The organism is Sphingobacterium faecium, from assembly GCF_003054045.1.
In the GTDB taxonomy this organism is placed as follows: domain Bacteria; phylum Bacteroidota; class Bacteroidia; order Sphingobacteriales; family Sphingobacteriaceae; genus Sphingobacterium; species Sphingobacterium faecium.
In genome coordinates this window covers 434,697-450,560 of record NZ_QBKH01000004.1, presented here as the reverse complement: position 1 = coordinate 450,560, position 15,864 = coordinate 434,697, and the positions used below count along the sequence as shown (strand labels likewise).

Sequence of the window (15,864 nt, the reverse complement as noted above, 5' to 3'; positions counted from 1 at the left end):
AAGAATTCAAAAATAGCCGTTTTGGTATCTACCGAAAGGGCTTTTTTTGTTGGTTTCAAATATCTATCTTTGACACTCAGTATTTAAACTAGTTCAGAGGTAAATAATAACGTATTCATAAGCGGAACATATATAAATGGGATTATTCGATTTTTTCAAGAAGAAACAAGAAACTCCTGAAGCGCAAGAAGCTTTAGATAAAAGTTTGGAGAAGACTAAAGAAGGTTTCTTTTCTAAAATTACAAAAGCAGTTGTTGGTAAATCAACTATCGATGATGATGTTTTAGATAATTTGGAAGAAATATTGGTAACCTCAGACGTTGGTGTGACGACAACTTTAAAAATTGTCGATCGTATTCAATCTCGTGTTGCACGGGATAAATATGTGTCTACATCAGAGCTTAATACGCTATTGAAAGAAGAGATTCAAGAATTATTAGCAGAAAATAATAGTTCAGATTTTGAGAATTTTGAATACGGAAATCATAAGCCTTACGTGATTATGGTAGTAGGAGTCAATGGAGTCGGTAAAACAACTACCATTGGAAAACTTGCTCACCAACTAAAAACGGCAGGAAATAAAGTTGTTTTAGGAGCTGCAGATACTTTTCGTGCTGCTGCTGTTGAGCAAATTAAGCTTTGGGGTGAACGTGTCGGTGTTCGAGTTGTTGCACAAGCAATGGGCTCAGATCCTGCTTCTGTCGCTTATGATGCTGTTCAATCTGCTGTGTCTAATGGCGATGATGTATGTATTATAGATACTGCAGGTCGTCTTCATAATAAAGTAGGCTTGATGAATGAATTGGGGAAAATAAAAAATGTGATGCAAAAGGTAATTCCTGGTGCACCTCATGAAATTCTACTGGTTTTGGATGCCTCTACGGGTCAAAATGCCATAGAGCAATGTACCCAATTTACACAAGCAACAGATGTCAATGCATTGGCATTGACGAAGCTGGATGGTACCGCAAAAGGTGGGGTAGTTATCGGCATATCCGATCAATTTAAAATACCTGTAAAATATATTGGTGTCGGTGAGAAAATCGGCGATTTACAGTTATTTAACAAAAAAGAGTTTGTGGATTCGCTGTTCAAGTAATCCACATCCAGTGTATGAAAACAAAATATAGCAAGGCTGTAGAGCCAAAATCAAAACCTCGTGTAAATGTGGTTACATTAGGTTGTTCTAAGAATATTCACGATAGTGAAGTTTTAATGGGACAATTAAAAGGTAATCAAATTGAAGTCGTACATGAGGCTACTAATATTCAAGAAAACGATATCGTTGTCATCAATACCTGTGGTTTCATTGATAATGCCAAACAAGAGTCTATCGACACCATCTTGCAATTTTCTGAATTGAAAGATGAAGGAAAAATAAACAAAGTGATTGTTACAGGGTGTCTTTCGGAACGTTATAAGCCCGAATTGCAATCTGAGATCACAAATGTAGATGGCTATTTTGGTACAAATGATTTGCCTGATTTGTTAAAATCTATTGGTGCAGATTATCGTCATGAATTGTTGGGGGAACGTATGTTGACGACACCTTCGCACTATTCTTACTTTAAAATTGCCGAGGGCTGTAATCGTCCATGTTCGTTTTGTGCCATTCCTTTAATGCGCGGTAAACACGTTTCTAAATCTATTGATGACTTAGTCAAAGAAGCAAAGTTTTTAGCTTCTAATGGCACGAAAGAATTGATTTTGATCGCACAGGACTTGACCTATTACGGTTTGGATATCTATGGTAAACGTAATCTTTCTGACTTGATGCGTCATTTGTCTGATGTGGATGGGATCGATTGGATTCGTTTGCAATATGCTTATCCTTCTGGATTCCCAATGGATATTCTAGATGCGATGAACGAGCGTTCTAATATCTGTAACTATCTGGATATGCCTCTTCAACATATTTCTGATCGTATGCTGACTTCGATGCGTCGTGGTACGAGTAAGCAGAAACAAATTGATCTGGTTAATAAAATCCGTGATAAAGTTCCGAATATCGCCTTACGTACGACATTGATCTGTGGTTATCCTGATGAAACAGAGCAAGATTTTCAAGAGATGTTGGAATGGGTTGAAGAAACACGTTTTGATCGCTTGGGATGTTTTACTTATTCGCATGAAGAAAAAACACATGCGCACTCTTTGGAAGATAATGTTCCTGATGAAGTGAAACAAGAGCGTGTAGAAGCGATCATGGAAGTGCAACAAGGAATATCTTTTGAAATTAATCAAGAGAAAATCGGCAATACATATCAGGTATTGATCGATCGTGTTGATGGGGATTACTTTATCGGAAGAACGGAATATGACTCTCCTGAGGTCGATAACGAAGTTGTGCTTGATGCAAAAACAAATTATGCCCGTATCGGAGACTTTGTACAGGTAAAAGTTGACCGTGCAGAAGACTTTGATTTATATGGATCTATTGTCAAATAATAACGATCCAATTGTTGCTTTTATTCGTAAACAGTACATTTGTGCGCAGAGAAAATAAATTTGCTTACTTTGTATAGCAATTATATATCTTAATCTGTGTTTAGTGCAAATGTAACTACGAATGAAAGCAACTTATATAGACTATAGTGAAACCAACAGCTTTTCTAAAACACTTCTTGCTTATTTAAATCAGGATCAGGCCTTAACTCCTTTTGTGGGAAATTGGCCTACAGTTGCTGGTTTTGAAAAGCAGATTAAAGAAAAAAAACCTTTTCTCTCGCGTACACTTTTAGTTGACCGACTAAAAGCACAGTATGGAGATCTCTTAGCATCCTCCCCTCTAGTTTCTGCTCATATTGATAAGTTACTTTTGGAAGATACTTATACCATCACAACAGGACATCAACTTAATATTTTTACTGGGCCTCTTTATTTTATATTTAAGATCATTACAGCCATTCGTCTGGCAGATGACCTGAAAGTAAAGTTTCCGGATAAGGAATTTGTTCCTGTCTATTGGATGGCTACAGAGGATCATGATTTTGCAGAAATCAACCACACAAAACTTTCCGGAAAGAAGATCGCTTGGGATACACCTGCAGTGTCGGCTACAGGAAGGATGGATACGGCCTCTATCGTTGATGCTGTTAAGCAATATAATGGTGTTTTAGGGCTTTCTGAGAACTCTTGTAAACTGACCCGTATTATTGAAGATGCTTATCTTAAACATACAAATTTAGCAGATGCTACCCGATATATGGTACATGAGCTTTTTAAGAAGTTTGGATTAGTGATCATTGATGCCGATGATGAGCAACTTAAAGCTGTTTTCAAACCAATTATTGCCGATGATATTTTAAATGAAAAAAGCTTTAAGGCAATTGAAAAAACTTCTCAGGAATTAGAGGAAGCAGGATTTGCGACACAGGTGCATGCTCGAGAGATCAATTTCTTTTATTTGACAGATGAGTATCGAGAGCGTATCGTTCTAAATGATGATGGTCGATATGAAGTACTACATCAGGATCTGTATTTCACAAGAGCTGAGTTAGAGCAAGAGATCGATCTTCACCCAGAACGCTTTAGTCCCAATGTGGTGATGCGGCCGATGTATCAAGAGATCATATTGCCCAATCTGGCTTACATCGGTGGTGGTGCCGAGATGGTGTATTGGATGCAGTTAAAAGCTAATTTCGATCAATATGGTATTGATTTTCCAATTCTTATCCCTCGCAATTCGGCGATGATCACAGAGGACAATGTCGTTTCTAAGATATTTAGACAAGATCTTACGTTCAAAAGTATCTTTCGAGATAGTGAAATGCTTAAAAAGGAATTTGTGCGTAGACAGACCAAGCATCGTTTAAATTTAAATGATGAGTGGATGGAACTGAATGCGATCTTCGGTAAAATTAAACTCCGCACACATAAGATCGACCCAAGCCTTGCTCCAAGTACAGAAGCGATTAAAGCACGCTTAAAAAAGGCCATCAATAATTTGGAAAAAAAATTAATGCGTGCTGAAAAGCGTAATCATAAAGATGCATTGTCAAATATTGACCATATCAAAGAACGTTTATTCCCAGGTGGAGGCCTGCAAGAAAGGTCCGAAAACTTTGGTTTACTGTATGTTAAATATGGTGATTCCCTATTTGATGAGCTATATAAACATTTTAATCCTTTGGATTTTAAATTCACTATATTATATTAAAAGCCAGCTAAATGCTGGCTTTTTTCATTTATAATTTGATAACATACAGTTCAGTTCTAGTTAACAGGTGGTCGTTAGTTTTGCCGTACAACAATGTAACGAAATACTAGATGAAAGAATTTTTACTAACCACATGTTTAGCAGTAATGGGATCGGGTTTATATGCACAGACAACACAGGCTGGCTTTGCAGGAAAAATTACGGACGAAAATTCAGTGGGGGTACAGGGAGCTTCGGTCGAGGCTCGCAATGAATCGACAGGTTTTACAACAAAAACATCTACCAATGCCAATGGTGATTATAATTTTAAAGAATTGCCTTTGGGCGGTCCCTATACGATTAAGGTGACCTATATCGGTTATGGCGAACAGATCAGAAAAGGGTATAACTTAAATCAAGGGGATCTAATCCGTGTTCATATTCCCATTCAAAATGCATCGAATGTTTTAGAGACGGTTGAATTGCGAGGTGTAAGCACCTTAAAAAATCAAATTGAAAATTTGGGTGCGGCAACTTCTGTAACGGCAAAGGATATCGCAAAGTTACCTGTCAATGGAAGGAACTTTACTTCTTTAATGGACTTATCGCCTTTGAGTAAAGGTGATAATATCGGTGGGCAACTCGGTTCATCAACCAACTTTACCATAGATGGGATGAATGCCAAAAATCCAACATCGGCAGGTTCTACAACAAGCAGAAGTGGAGCTCCGTTTTCGATATCTATTGAAGCAGTCCGTGAATTTAAGGTGGTGACCAACCAATATGATGTCACCTATGGTCGAGCTGGGGGCGGTACTGTTAGTGCAGTGACAAAACAGGGAACGAATAAAACACAAGGAAGTGCGTGGATCTATTCACGCGCAGATTGGTTATCTAGTCCCTATACGATTGATGGAAAAAAAAGAACCAATGACTTTTCGACTTATCAGTATGGTTTTACCTTGGGTGGTCCAATTATTAAAGATAAACTCCATTATTTTGTTGCCTGGGATCATCAAAAGGATGCAAGACCGTTGATTATAGCGGATATTACTTCTACTCTGGACGAGGAACGTTTTAAAATTTCATCTGAAAATTTAAATGAATTTGTTAATATCGGTAGACAAAAATACGGTGTGAGCAACGACCCTCAGTTTGGTTCTTTTGATAAAAAAAGAAATTCTGATGCCGTGTTTGGTCGAATTGACTGGCAGATCAATAATAGTAATTTACTGACCATCCGCAATAACTTCACTAGCGATATCAATAAATTGGGGTTACAGGATAATAAACCGATTACGCTTTATGAATCATATGGTAACGACAAGAATATTGATAATAGCTTCTTAGCGACATTGAGAACTTCTGTTTCATCAAACATCACCAATGAGCTGAAGTTACAGCATTTGTATACGTATCAAAATAGTAGTCCTGGTGATCAGTTGCCTAGTCAAAATATCCCAAGAGCGATCGTAGAAAATATCGTCAGTCGAGTGGGAACTAATGATTTAAGAACAACAGCTCAGTTAGGAGGACACCGTTTTGCTCAAGAGTCTTTTAAAAACAATGTCTTCCAATTAGTTAACAATCTATACTATAATACCGACAAGATCAATTATACATTTGGTGTTGATCTGATGTATACGCATGCTAGTTCTGTATATGGTAGCGAAGTCAATGGACGCTTTCACTTTGGAGCAAGTGATTCCAGAACTGCGCTTCAAAATTTTCAAGATCAAAAAGCCTATAATTTTTATAGAGAAGTACCTTTAGTTGCCGATCCAACGGTTGTTGGTAAGATATTTAATGCTGGAGCATACGGACAATTACAATCCAAATTAGCAACTGGTCTTGATTTGGTTGCGGGCCTGCGTTTTGATTATGGACATTATCCGACTTCCCCTTTAAATGAAGAGCTATTGAAAGAGGTTGGGGTTAGAACGGATCATAAATTGAAATCTTTGGTGATACAGCCTCGTTTTCAGATGACATGGGATGTAAATGAAAATCATAAAGACTTCTTCCGTATCGGTGCTGGAATATTTGCTTCGGACATTAATAATTACATGACGATCAATAATTTGACATTTGACGGTAAGCACTTTGCAACGGTTGATGTACGTGGTAATGATGTGCCAACACCAGATTTTGTGAAATATCGTCAAGATCCTTCTTCAACTCCTACTTTGGCACAATTTCAAGTTCCAACCATTAATACCTATGGTCCAGATGCTAAAATACCGGTAGTATATAAGGCAAATATGTCTTATTCACATTTCTTTACCGAAAAATTGAAAGTAGGAATTTCTGCTTATATGAATTTGGGAAGAAACAATTACATGTATGTCGATCGCAACATGGTGAAGGATCCATTCTTTAGATTGGAGAATGAAGATAACCGTGGGGTCTTTGTACCTGTATCGGCTATCGTAAATGGAGAGTCTGATTGGAAGCAAGGTCGTATATCTAATAAATTTGGTCGTGTACTGGAGTTAAATTCTGAAGGTAAGGTCAATCAATTTGCAGTTGTTTTAGATGCCAGTTACCAATACTATAAGGATGGTTCAATTTCGGTCAGCTATACCTGGAATGATGCAAAAGATAATACTTCATACAACGGAAATGTGGCCAATACCGCAACATTATCTTTAGCAGTAAAAGATGATCCTCGGGATTTGAGCCATATGACTTACTCTAATAATCAATTCCGTAAAAAAGTCGTGATTTATGGTACATTGCCTACATTTTATGGGGTTAGTGTAGGGGTTCGTTATTCTGGTATAGGAGGTACACGTTACAGTTTACTGGCAGGAGGTAATATCAATGGTGATTTTGTTGCAGGAGATAATGATCTAGCATATATCTTTGATCCAAATAGTAGCAAGACTCCAAGCAACCTTGCTGATGGGCTACAAGCATTGTTAAACAATCCAAATGCGAGTCAAAGTTTAAAGGATTATATTAAAAAATATGAGGGTGCTATGGCGCAGCGAAATGGAGGGATTAATGGTTTTTATGGACTAATCGATTTGCGTATTGCGAAAAAGTTTAATCTATATCAATCTCATGCACTGGAAGTATCCGCCGATTTGTTTAACGTCGCCAATCTATTCAAGAAAACTTGGGGTGTTAATGAATCTTTAGGTAATCAAGCGCTATATTCATTGGGTGTAAAAGCTGCAAATGGAAATCCAGCTTTGCCTGCATTTGATAATGTCAAACAACAATTTAATTACAATTTGAACAATACAGGAGTGGTCAATCCATCTGGTAATCCTTACCAATTTCAGTTAGGTTTACGCTATTCGTTTTAATTTTTTTGAATAGATAAAATGGGGTGTTTCTTTCATGGAAGAAACACCCCATTTTTTATAGTACAGATTTGAGGTTTTAAAGAAAAATTCGAATCTGCTGATGGTGAAAATTTTTTTGAAAGATTTACAAGACTTTTTTATGTATAGCATGAGAATCTATTATAGGCTGTTACTATGGTGTTTTCTGATGGGATTATGTATGGAAGATTGCCTTTAAATTTTGATCAAGAATGAGATCGCAAACGATTGTTTTGTATAGGTATTCTAATAATTATTTTTACGATCATAAACCGCTTTTTTTAGGACTTTAAAAAATGTATCTTTGCACATCCAAAAAGCAGCTGTTTTGCTATTATTTTTAAGAAAACCAAAAAAGTAAAAATCTAGCGAAAGGCATTAATTTTTTGCACCCATGAGTAACATACATTTTCAAGAGAAATTTGAAGCTCGTCACAACGGACCAAGATCGGTTGAAACGAAAGAAATGTTGGAATTTTTAGGCGTTGATTCGCTAGACCAACTTATTGAGCAAACTGTTCCTGCACAGATTCGTGCTAAACAAGCTTTACAATTGCCTGCTGCTTTAAGCGAAGTCGCTTATTTGAAAAGGGTAAAACAAATTGCAGAAAAAAATAAAGTGTTCAAATCTTATATCGGACAAGGTTATTTTGATGTGATTTTACCAGGTGTTATTCAAAGAAATGTCTTTGAAAATCCAGGATGGTATACACAGTACACGCCATACCAAGCAGAGATTGCTCAAGGACGTTTACAAGCTTTGTTAAATTTTCAAACGGTTATTTGTGATTTAACAGGATTAGAGATCGCGAATGCGTCTTTATTAGATGAAGCTACTGCTGCTGCTGAAGGTATGTTTATGCTTTATTCAGCTCGTAAAAACAAAGCGGCTAATGTTTTCCTAGTTTCTGAAAATGCTTATCCACAAACGATCGATGTATTAAGAACACGTGCTTTATCTTTTGGAATTGAACTTCGTATCGAAGCGATTAGTGAAAGCAGTCTAACCGAAGATGTATTTGCTGCATTTGTTCAATACCCTGCTGCAGATGGCTCTATTGTAGATTATAAGGCTTTTACAGCTGCTGCTCATGCTAAAAACATCACTGTTTGTGCGGCTGCTGATTTAATGAGTTTAACGTTATTGACTCCTCCAGGAGAATGGGGTGCTGATGTTGTTGTTGGTAATTCACAACGTTTTGGTGTACCAATGGGTTTTGGTGGTCCTCATGCTGCTTTTTTTGCAACTAAAGACGCTTTCAAACGTAATATTCCAGGTCGTATTATTGGTGTTACAACAGATTCTAATGGCAACTACGCATTGCGTATGGCATTACAAACACGTGAGCAACATATCCGTCGGGATAAAGCTTCGTCTAACATCTGTACTGCTCAGGCTTTGTTAGCGATCATGGCATCATTCTATGCGGTATATCATGGTCCTCAGGGAATCAAAGATATTGCTAGCCGCATTCATGATTTGGCGCAATTGTTAGACCAGGCTGTTCAACAATTAGGATATACCCAATTAAATAAAAACTATTTTGATACTGTACGGTTCGAATTAGGAGGTGAAGTTGCTGGATTAAAATCAGAAGCTTTAAACAACGAGATGAACTTCCATTATGTAGGTTCGGTCGTTGGTATTTCTATTGACGAATCGACGACATACGAAGATATTTTAACGATCGTTAAAGTATTTGCTAAAGTAAAAGCAAAAAATATTGCAGATGTTGATTTCGAATCGATTGAGTCATCATTGACATCAGCGCTACCTGCTGACTTAGTTCGTACTTCTGAATACTTAACACACCCTATATTCAATAGCTACCATTCAGAGCATGAGATGTTACGCTACATCAAATCTTTGGAAGCTAAAGATTTATCATTATGTCACTCGATGATTCCATTGGGATCATGTACGATGAAATTGAATGCTACTGCTGAGATGACTCCAGTTACTTGGTCTAACTTCGGTGGTTTACATCCATTTGCTCCTGCAGACCAAACTTCTGGTTATATGCAGTTGATCGGAGAGTTGAATGAGTGGTTATCTGAAATCACTGGTTTTGCTAAAATGAGTTTCCAACCAAATTCTGGTGCTCAAGGTGAGTATGCAGGTTTAATGGTAATCCGTGCTTATCACGAAAGTCGCGGAGATCATCACCGTAATATTTGTTTAATTCCAGCCTCTGCACACGGAACTAACCCGGCTTCAGCTTCTATGGCTGGATTGAAAGTTGTTGTTGTTAAATGTGATGAACGTGGTAATATTGATGTGGAAGACTTGAGAGCGAAAGCTGCAGAACATGCTGCTAACTTAAACTCATTCATGGTGACCTACCCTTCAACACACGGTGTATTTGAGGAGCCTATCATTGAAATATGTGAAATTATCCATGCAAATGGTGGACAGGTATATATGGATGGTGCTAATATGAATGCGCAGGTTGGTTTAACTAGCCCAGGTCGTATCGGTGCTGATGTATGTCACTTGAATTTACATAAAACATTCTGCATCCCTCACGGTGGTGGTGGTCCTGGTATGGGTCCAATTGGTGTTGCGGCACATTTAGTACCTTTTTTACCAAACCACGAAGTAGTTGAAGTTTCTGGTGCTGAAGGGATCTCCGCTGTATCTGCGGCTCCGTTTGGATCTGCATCAATCTTGATTATCTCTCACGCTTATATCGCGATGATGGGGGGAGATGGATTGACTAATGCGACTAAAACGGCAATTTTGAACGCAAATTATATCAAAGCTCGTTTGGAAAACCACTATCCAGTATTGTATTCTGGAGTAAATGGCCGTTGTGCGCATGAGATGATTTTAGATTGTCGTTCGTACAAAAATGTGGGTGTTGAGGTCGCTGATATCGCAAAACGTTTAATGGATTATGGTTTCCATGCTCCTACAGTTTCTTTCCCTGTGGCTGGTACTTTGATGGTAGAGCCTACAGAGTCTGAATCTAAAGCTGAATTGGATCGTTTCTGTGATGCATTGATCGCTATTCGTCAAGAAGTTGCTGCGGTTGAATTAGGGGATGTTGATCAGGCAGATAACGTATTGAAAAATGCGCCTCATACTGCATCTGTTGTAACAGCTGACGAGTGGACTAGACCATATTCTCGTCAAACTGCTGCATATCCTTTGACTTATTTGAAAGATCGTAAGTTTTGGCCTTCTGTTGGTCGTGTAAACGATTCACAGGGTGATAGAACGTTAATTTGTTCATGCCCTTCTATTGAAGAGTACGCTGAAGCTTAATCCAAGCATATTCTTATTAAAAGCCTTCATTTAATCAATGAAGGCTTTTTTTATATGAAATAATGCGGTGATTTAATGATAGAATCTTACTGATGCAGTTGGGCGAATTGTATTAATTTAGTAGATATAAGCACAGCGGCTTAACATTTAAGACGATATTTTCCGATATTTAATAATTCTTTACAACAAATTTATCTAAGTTTGTTTGTTAATAAAAACAGTACGTTTAAGGAGATTTTGATACCAAGAGAACTAACTGATGGAGACCGATCAGTAGTAGGGATATTTGATCCCATATCTTTTTATAGGGATCCCAGACGATTCATTTAATTGATGGAAGAAGTAGGCTGTCGCGAATGGATAGGTAATAAAACTATCGGAGAACGGCTTAATTAGGGATAAACGAGTGAAACAGCTCATGTGATAATCATATTGATAATGAAAATAAAAGCAACAATAACCTTTTTAGTAATAACAGCATTATTTGCGTCCTGTTCGACAGGTAAATACGCGGCTACTGAAAAAGTCTATAAGAAAAAAGCAAAGTTATTTGCTAAAGAATATGCAACTAGTCCTGTCATCAATCAAGCTATCGGAAAATTGCCGATATCGGTTGAAAAAGAATGGATCGCATCCATAAACTTTGGGATGCGCAAACCCAACTATGTCGTTATCCATCATACGGCTCAGGATTCACTCGGGCAGACGATACGTACCTTTCATTCTGAGAAAGCAGGTGTAAGTGCTCACTATGTTGTTGGTCGTACTGGTAAGGTCGTGCAGATGGTCAATGATTACTATCGTGCGCATCATGCAGGTATTGGCAAGTGGGGAAATGATACGGATCTGAATTCTTCTTCTATAGGAATTGAATTAGATAATAATGGGACTACTGATCCATGGACTGATGCCCAGATCAATGCACTGACGGAACTATTGTCTTACCTGAAGGTTAAATACAATATTCCACAGGCAAATTTCATTGGTCATATGGATTTGGCGCCTACCCGAAAAAATGACCCTTCACGTTTTCCTTGGAAGACGTTAGCAGATAAAGGTTTCGGTTATTGGTACGATGAATATCTGGAAACTCCGCCGATAGATTTCAACCCAAGATTGGCGTTAAGAATTATTGGTTATGATGTTAAAAATTTAGATGCAGCGATTAAAGCTTTTAAACAGCATTACATTCAGACTAATGCCAATGTAGCCATCTTGAAGGATAACGATCTCAAGATATTATATTCGATCTATAAAAAGTTCTTGTAAACAAAATAGGCTCCAATTTGGAGCCTATTTTGTTTCATACCTAATGCTGTTTATACCGTCTTCACATATTTAATGTCGTAATTTTCGATGTCTATGATGTAGCCATTTTTAATTAGGAAATCAAATAAGGGTTTTGCTTCTTCGGATACCGACATATTTTGTGTCGTAATAATCTTATTTTCTTTTTTCAATAAGTAAGGATATGCATACAATTTGATGTTTTTGTTAAACATCCCTGAAATATAGGAAAGGAGCTCATTGGTATACTGCTCTTTATTGTAATTGTCCGAATTAAAGATGTTTCGTAAGTTGGAAACGTTGGTCGCAATACCAATATTTTTCGGTTTAAAATTATTGATAAATTCAGCGAGATGATTATTTCTTCTAAAATTGCTGACAATGATGTTGTTTCCTGTTGAGCATAGCTCTTCAGCACGATGTGCGAATTCTTCTAGATCTTTATCTGTAATGATATGATCTTCTTCCAGTACATTACCCATCAATACTTCAATCAGTACAACTGTATTTTCTGATGTTGCTCCTGTATTCTTTTTAAATTGATCAACTGCAAGATTGAATAAGTCAAAATTGGGCAGGGATTTTTGTCTATATTTTGTTCTTAGCAGTATGATATTCTTTTTGTAGAGATAATCTTTGATCTGAGCTGCTTTGCCATCTGGTTTGAAAATAGCAGCTTTGGCAAATCCTTTTGCAATCAGGTATAAGTTAATAAGCCTTTCATTGACATTTTCAAATAAAGGGCCGCTTACTTTCACAAGATCGATTTCTACAGAACCTACAGATAAATTGTCAACTAATGATTCGATCATCGTTTGTACATTATCTGTATAGTAATAGGCAGCAAAAAGTAAATTGACACCAATGATGCCCAGTACTTTTTGTTGTAGCTGGTTGTCACTATCAAGAAGTCTGACATGTATAATGATATCATTGGTAGGACCATCTACTTCATGTTGAAATCTAACGCCGATCCAACCGTGTGGTTCGTTTGTTTTAGTGAAGTTTAATGTGGTAACGGTATCGGCAAAAGCGAAGAATTTTTTATTGCAATATTTTTCACCATGTAAGCGTTTTGTCAATAAATCAAATTCATGTTTTAACATTTTCGTTAAACGGGTGCGACTTACGTATCGTCCATCTTCTTCTTCTCCGTATATGGCATCGCTAAATGCCATATCGTAGGCTGACATTGTTTTGGCGATTGTTCCTGACGCAGCCCCTGCATTGAAAAAGTTACGTGCCACTTCTTGACCGGCTCCAATTTCAGCAAAAGTGCCGTAAATCTCTGAATTTAGATTTATTTTAAGTGCTTTTCTTTTGGTTTCAAATATTTCTCTTACCATCATGCAAAGGTACAAAAAATGATAGGGTGGAGAAAACGAATGACTGAATCCCTGATATTTAATCAATTCATAACAATAGGGTTATTTTGATATCAAAATAACCCTATTTGTGTCAAGTTTTTGTTAAATATGAATCCAATTTACCTAAAATATTTTCAATTTGTGAAAGGCATAAAATAGGGCAGAACTTTGAAGTGCCTGACCAAATTTATTTTGAAGGAGTAATTCTTTAGCCTCCTCCATAGACACTAAAAAGACTTCAATATCTTCACTTTCATCTAAATCTTGTTCTTGAACTTTTTTACCTCCTTGCATGAGGTAAGTATGCGTAATATTTTTACTTGTTGCCGGATTGGCATACAGCTCAGCAATTTTTTCGATCTTGGAAAAAGCATAGCCTGTTTCTTCGAGCATTTCTCGCTCTGCTGCGAATTGAGGTTCTTCACCTGCTTCCATCGTTCCTGCTGGGATTTCCAGAATAATTTCTCCTGCTGCATGGCGGTATTGTTTGATGACCAGAAGTTTATTGTCTTCTGTAATACCTACCATGTTGACCCAATTTGGATATTCGAGCACGTAATACTGATCGTTAATCTTACCATTGGGCAGTTCACAAGTATCTCGTCGTAAGGTTGCCCAAGGTGCTCGACAGATATATTCTGATGAGAGTAGTTTCCACTTTTGCATAGCAACAATTAAATGATATCAGCCATCATTCGATCTACTTTTGCTGACAATTCTTTTTGAAGTTCTTCATAAGTGGATTGATCCTTTAATGTCGCCTTTACAGAACAATAAAACTTTATTTTAGGTTCGGTGCCGGATGGTCGTGCTGAGATAACATCTCCGTCGATGGTGATAAATTGTAGTACATCTGATTTTGGTAAATCGATGACTTTTTTATCTCCTGATGCCATATCAATCGCAACTGAATTTTCATAATCGCGTACTTCTACAACTGCAATATTTCCTAATGATTTGGGCAGGTTTGCACGCAGATTGCTCATCATGGATTTGATTTCTTCGGCGCCGGCTTTACCTTTTTTAGTTAATGAAACCAGTTTTTCTTGATAACATCCAAATTCTTGATAAATATCCAAGAGAACCTGATATAGGGACTTGCCTTTTGATTTGTAGTAAGCGGTCATTTCTGCCAAGAAAGCACAAGCATTTGGCGCATCCTTATCACGCACAAGGCTTCCAACTAAATAGCCATAGCTTTCTTCTCCTCCAACAAGATAAGTTGCTGAGTCGCCTAATTTGGTCATGAGCTCGCCAATGTATTTGAAGCCTGTCAATGTTTCGTAATAAGGAACATGAAAATGGTTGGCAATCTCTGCTTGTAGGTTGGTCGTCACAATGGTTTTGACAACATACGGATTATTGTGGAGTTGATTTTGTTCCTTTTTTGAACTCAGGACGTAATAAACCAATAGACTTCCGATCTGATTACCATTTAGTAATTGGAAATTGCCTTTATTGTTTTTAATAGCGATACCCACACGATCAGCATCAGGGTCTGTGGCTAATACCAAGTCTGCATCTACCTCTTCGCCCTTCTTTTTTGCCAATGCCATGGCATCTTCTTCTTCTGGATTAGGATAAATCACCGTTGGAAAATTACCATCAGGGGTGGCTTGTTCATCCACGATGATGACGTTTTCAAATCCCCATGCCTTTAAGAGTTGGGGGACAATGGTAATTCCGGTTCCATGTATAGGTGAAAATACAATTTTAAGATCTTTCTGCTCTTGTACTGCTTCAGGATGTATGCTTAATTTTTTATTTTCTTGAATATAGATTTCGTCTATTTCTGGTCCTACAGAAATAATATTTTCCGGATTAGATTGAAACAATATTTCTGAAATATTTTGAATATTGTTTACTTCTATAATAACATTTTCGTCGTGTGGAGCTGTTAACTGACAGCCATCATTCCAATAAGCCTTATATCCATTATATTCTTTTGGGTTGTGGGAGGCTGTTAGCATGACACCACTTTGGCAACCAAAATGACGGATGGCAAAGGATAATACCGGTGTAGGTCTGAGTTCATCAAATAAATAAACCAGTATGCCATTGGCCGAAAATACATCAGCGACTAGTTGTCCAAAGATTTGTGAATTATTGCGACTATCGTAAGAAACCGCAACTTTGATCTGTTGGTCTGGGAATTGTTTTTTTAAGTAGTTGGCTAAGCCTTGTGTGGCTTTACCAATGGTATATTTATTCATTCTATTGGAACCGACCCCCATGATTCCACGTAAACCTCCTGTACCAAATTCTAAATCTTTATAGAATGAATCTGTTAATTCAGTTGTTTCATTATTATCAATTAATTTTTTTAAAGCAGTTTTCGTTGCTTCGTCGTATTCTGAGCCTAGCCATTGATTGACTTTTGCTTGTATTTCTTGATCCAGACTAATCATTGTTTTGTGAGTTAAAACTGTCAAATTAAATATTTTTTTGGATTGTGGTGCTTTTGTCGTGAAA

At 37.3% G+C, this 15,864-nt stretch carries 9 protein-coding genes; 6 read left to right on the top strand and 3 right to left on the bottom strand.

From position 1 onward, the window contains the following. Positions 1–136 precede the first annotated feature (136 nt). The 6 genes from ftsY to C8N37_RS13495 all read left to right on the top strand — a co-directional run bounded on the left by ftsY (position 137) and on the right by C8N37_RS13495 (position 12,007). Positions 137–1,099 carry a signal recognition particle-docking protein FtsY gene (gene ftsY, locus C8N37_RS13520; RefSeq protein ID WP_108159375.1) on the top strand — a complete coding sequence of 321 codons (963 nt, stop codon included), beginning with the start codon at positions 137–139 and terminating at the stop codon, positions 1,097–1,099. Between the two features lie 14 nt (positions 1,100–1,113). Next, positions 1,114–2,448: a 30S ribosomal protein S12 methylthiotransferase RimO gene (rimO, locus tag C8N37_RS13515; RefSeq protein ID WP_094771833.1), complete on the top strand. Its 1,335-nt coding sequence runs from the start codon at positions 1,114–1,116 to the stop codon at positions 2,446–2,448. A gap of 121 nt (positions 2,449–2,569) precedes the next feature. Further along, positions 2,570–4,159, top strand: a complete 1,590-nt coding sequence (gene bshC / locus C8N37_RS13510; RefSeq protein ID WP_108159374.1) for a bacillithiol biosynthesis cysteine-adding enzyme BshC — start codon at positions 2,570–2,572, stop codon at positions 4,157–4,159. 110 nt (positions 4,160–4,269) lie between these two features. Then, positions 4,270–7,452 carry a TonB-dependent receptor gene (locus tag C8N37_RS13505; RefSeq protein ID WP_108159373.1) on the top strand — a complete coding sequence of 1,061 codons (3,183 nt, stop codon included), beginning with the start codon at positions 4,270–4,272 and terminating at the stop codon, positions 7,450–7,452. Between the two features lie 412 nt (positions 7,453–7,864). Further along, a complete protein-coding gene (gene gcvP / locus C8N37_RS13500) occupies positions 7,865–10,738 on the top strand; it encodes an aminomethyl-transferring glycine dehydrogenase (RefSeq protein ID WP_108159372.1) in 2,874 nt (957 codons plus the stop codon). A gap of 438 nt (positions 10,739–11,176) precedes the next feature. Next, positions 11,177–12,007: an N-acetylmuramoyl-L-alanine amidase gene (locus C8N37_RS13495; protein ID WP_108159371.1), complete on the top strand. Its 831-nt coding sequence runs from the start codon at positions 11,177–11,179 to the stop codon at positions 12,005–12,007. 50 nt (positions 12,008–12,057) lie between these two features. Here C8N37_RS13495 and C8N37_RS13490 read toward each other — a convergent pair whose 3' ends face one another. The 3 genes from C8N37_RS13490 to C8N37_RS13480 all read right to left on the bottom strand — a co-directional run bounded on the left by C8N37_RS13490 (position 12,058) and on the right by C8N37_RS13480 (position 15,800). Further along, the gene (locus tag C8N37_RS13490) at positions 12,058–13,371 is read right to left on the bottom strand and encodes a nicotinamide mononucleotide adenylyltransferase (RefSeq protein ID WP_108159491.1); all 1,314 of its coding nucleotides are present in this window, start codon (positions 13,369–13,371) and stop codon (positions 12,058–12,060) included. Between the two features lie 144 nt (positions 13,372–13,515). Further along, positions 13,516–14,058, bottom strand: coding sequence for an NUDIX hydrolase (locus C8N37_RS13485; RefSeq protein WP_108159370.1), 543 nt, complete (start codon positions 14,056–14,058; stop codon positions 13,516–13,518). Between the two features lie 8 nt (positions 14,059–14,066). Beyond that, the gene (locus C8N37_RS13480) at positions 14,067–15,800 is read right to left on the bottom strand and encodes a phospho-sugar mutase (protein ID WP_108159369.1); all 1,734 of its coding nucleotides are present in this window, start codon (positions 15,798–15,800) and stop codon (positions 14,067–14,069) included. Positions 15,801–15,864: the final 64 nt, after the last annotated feature.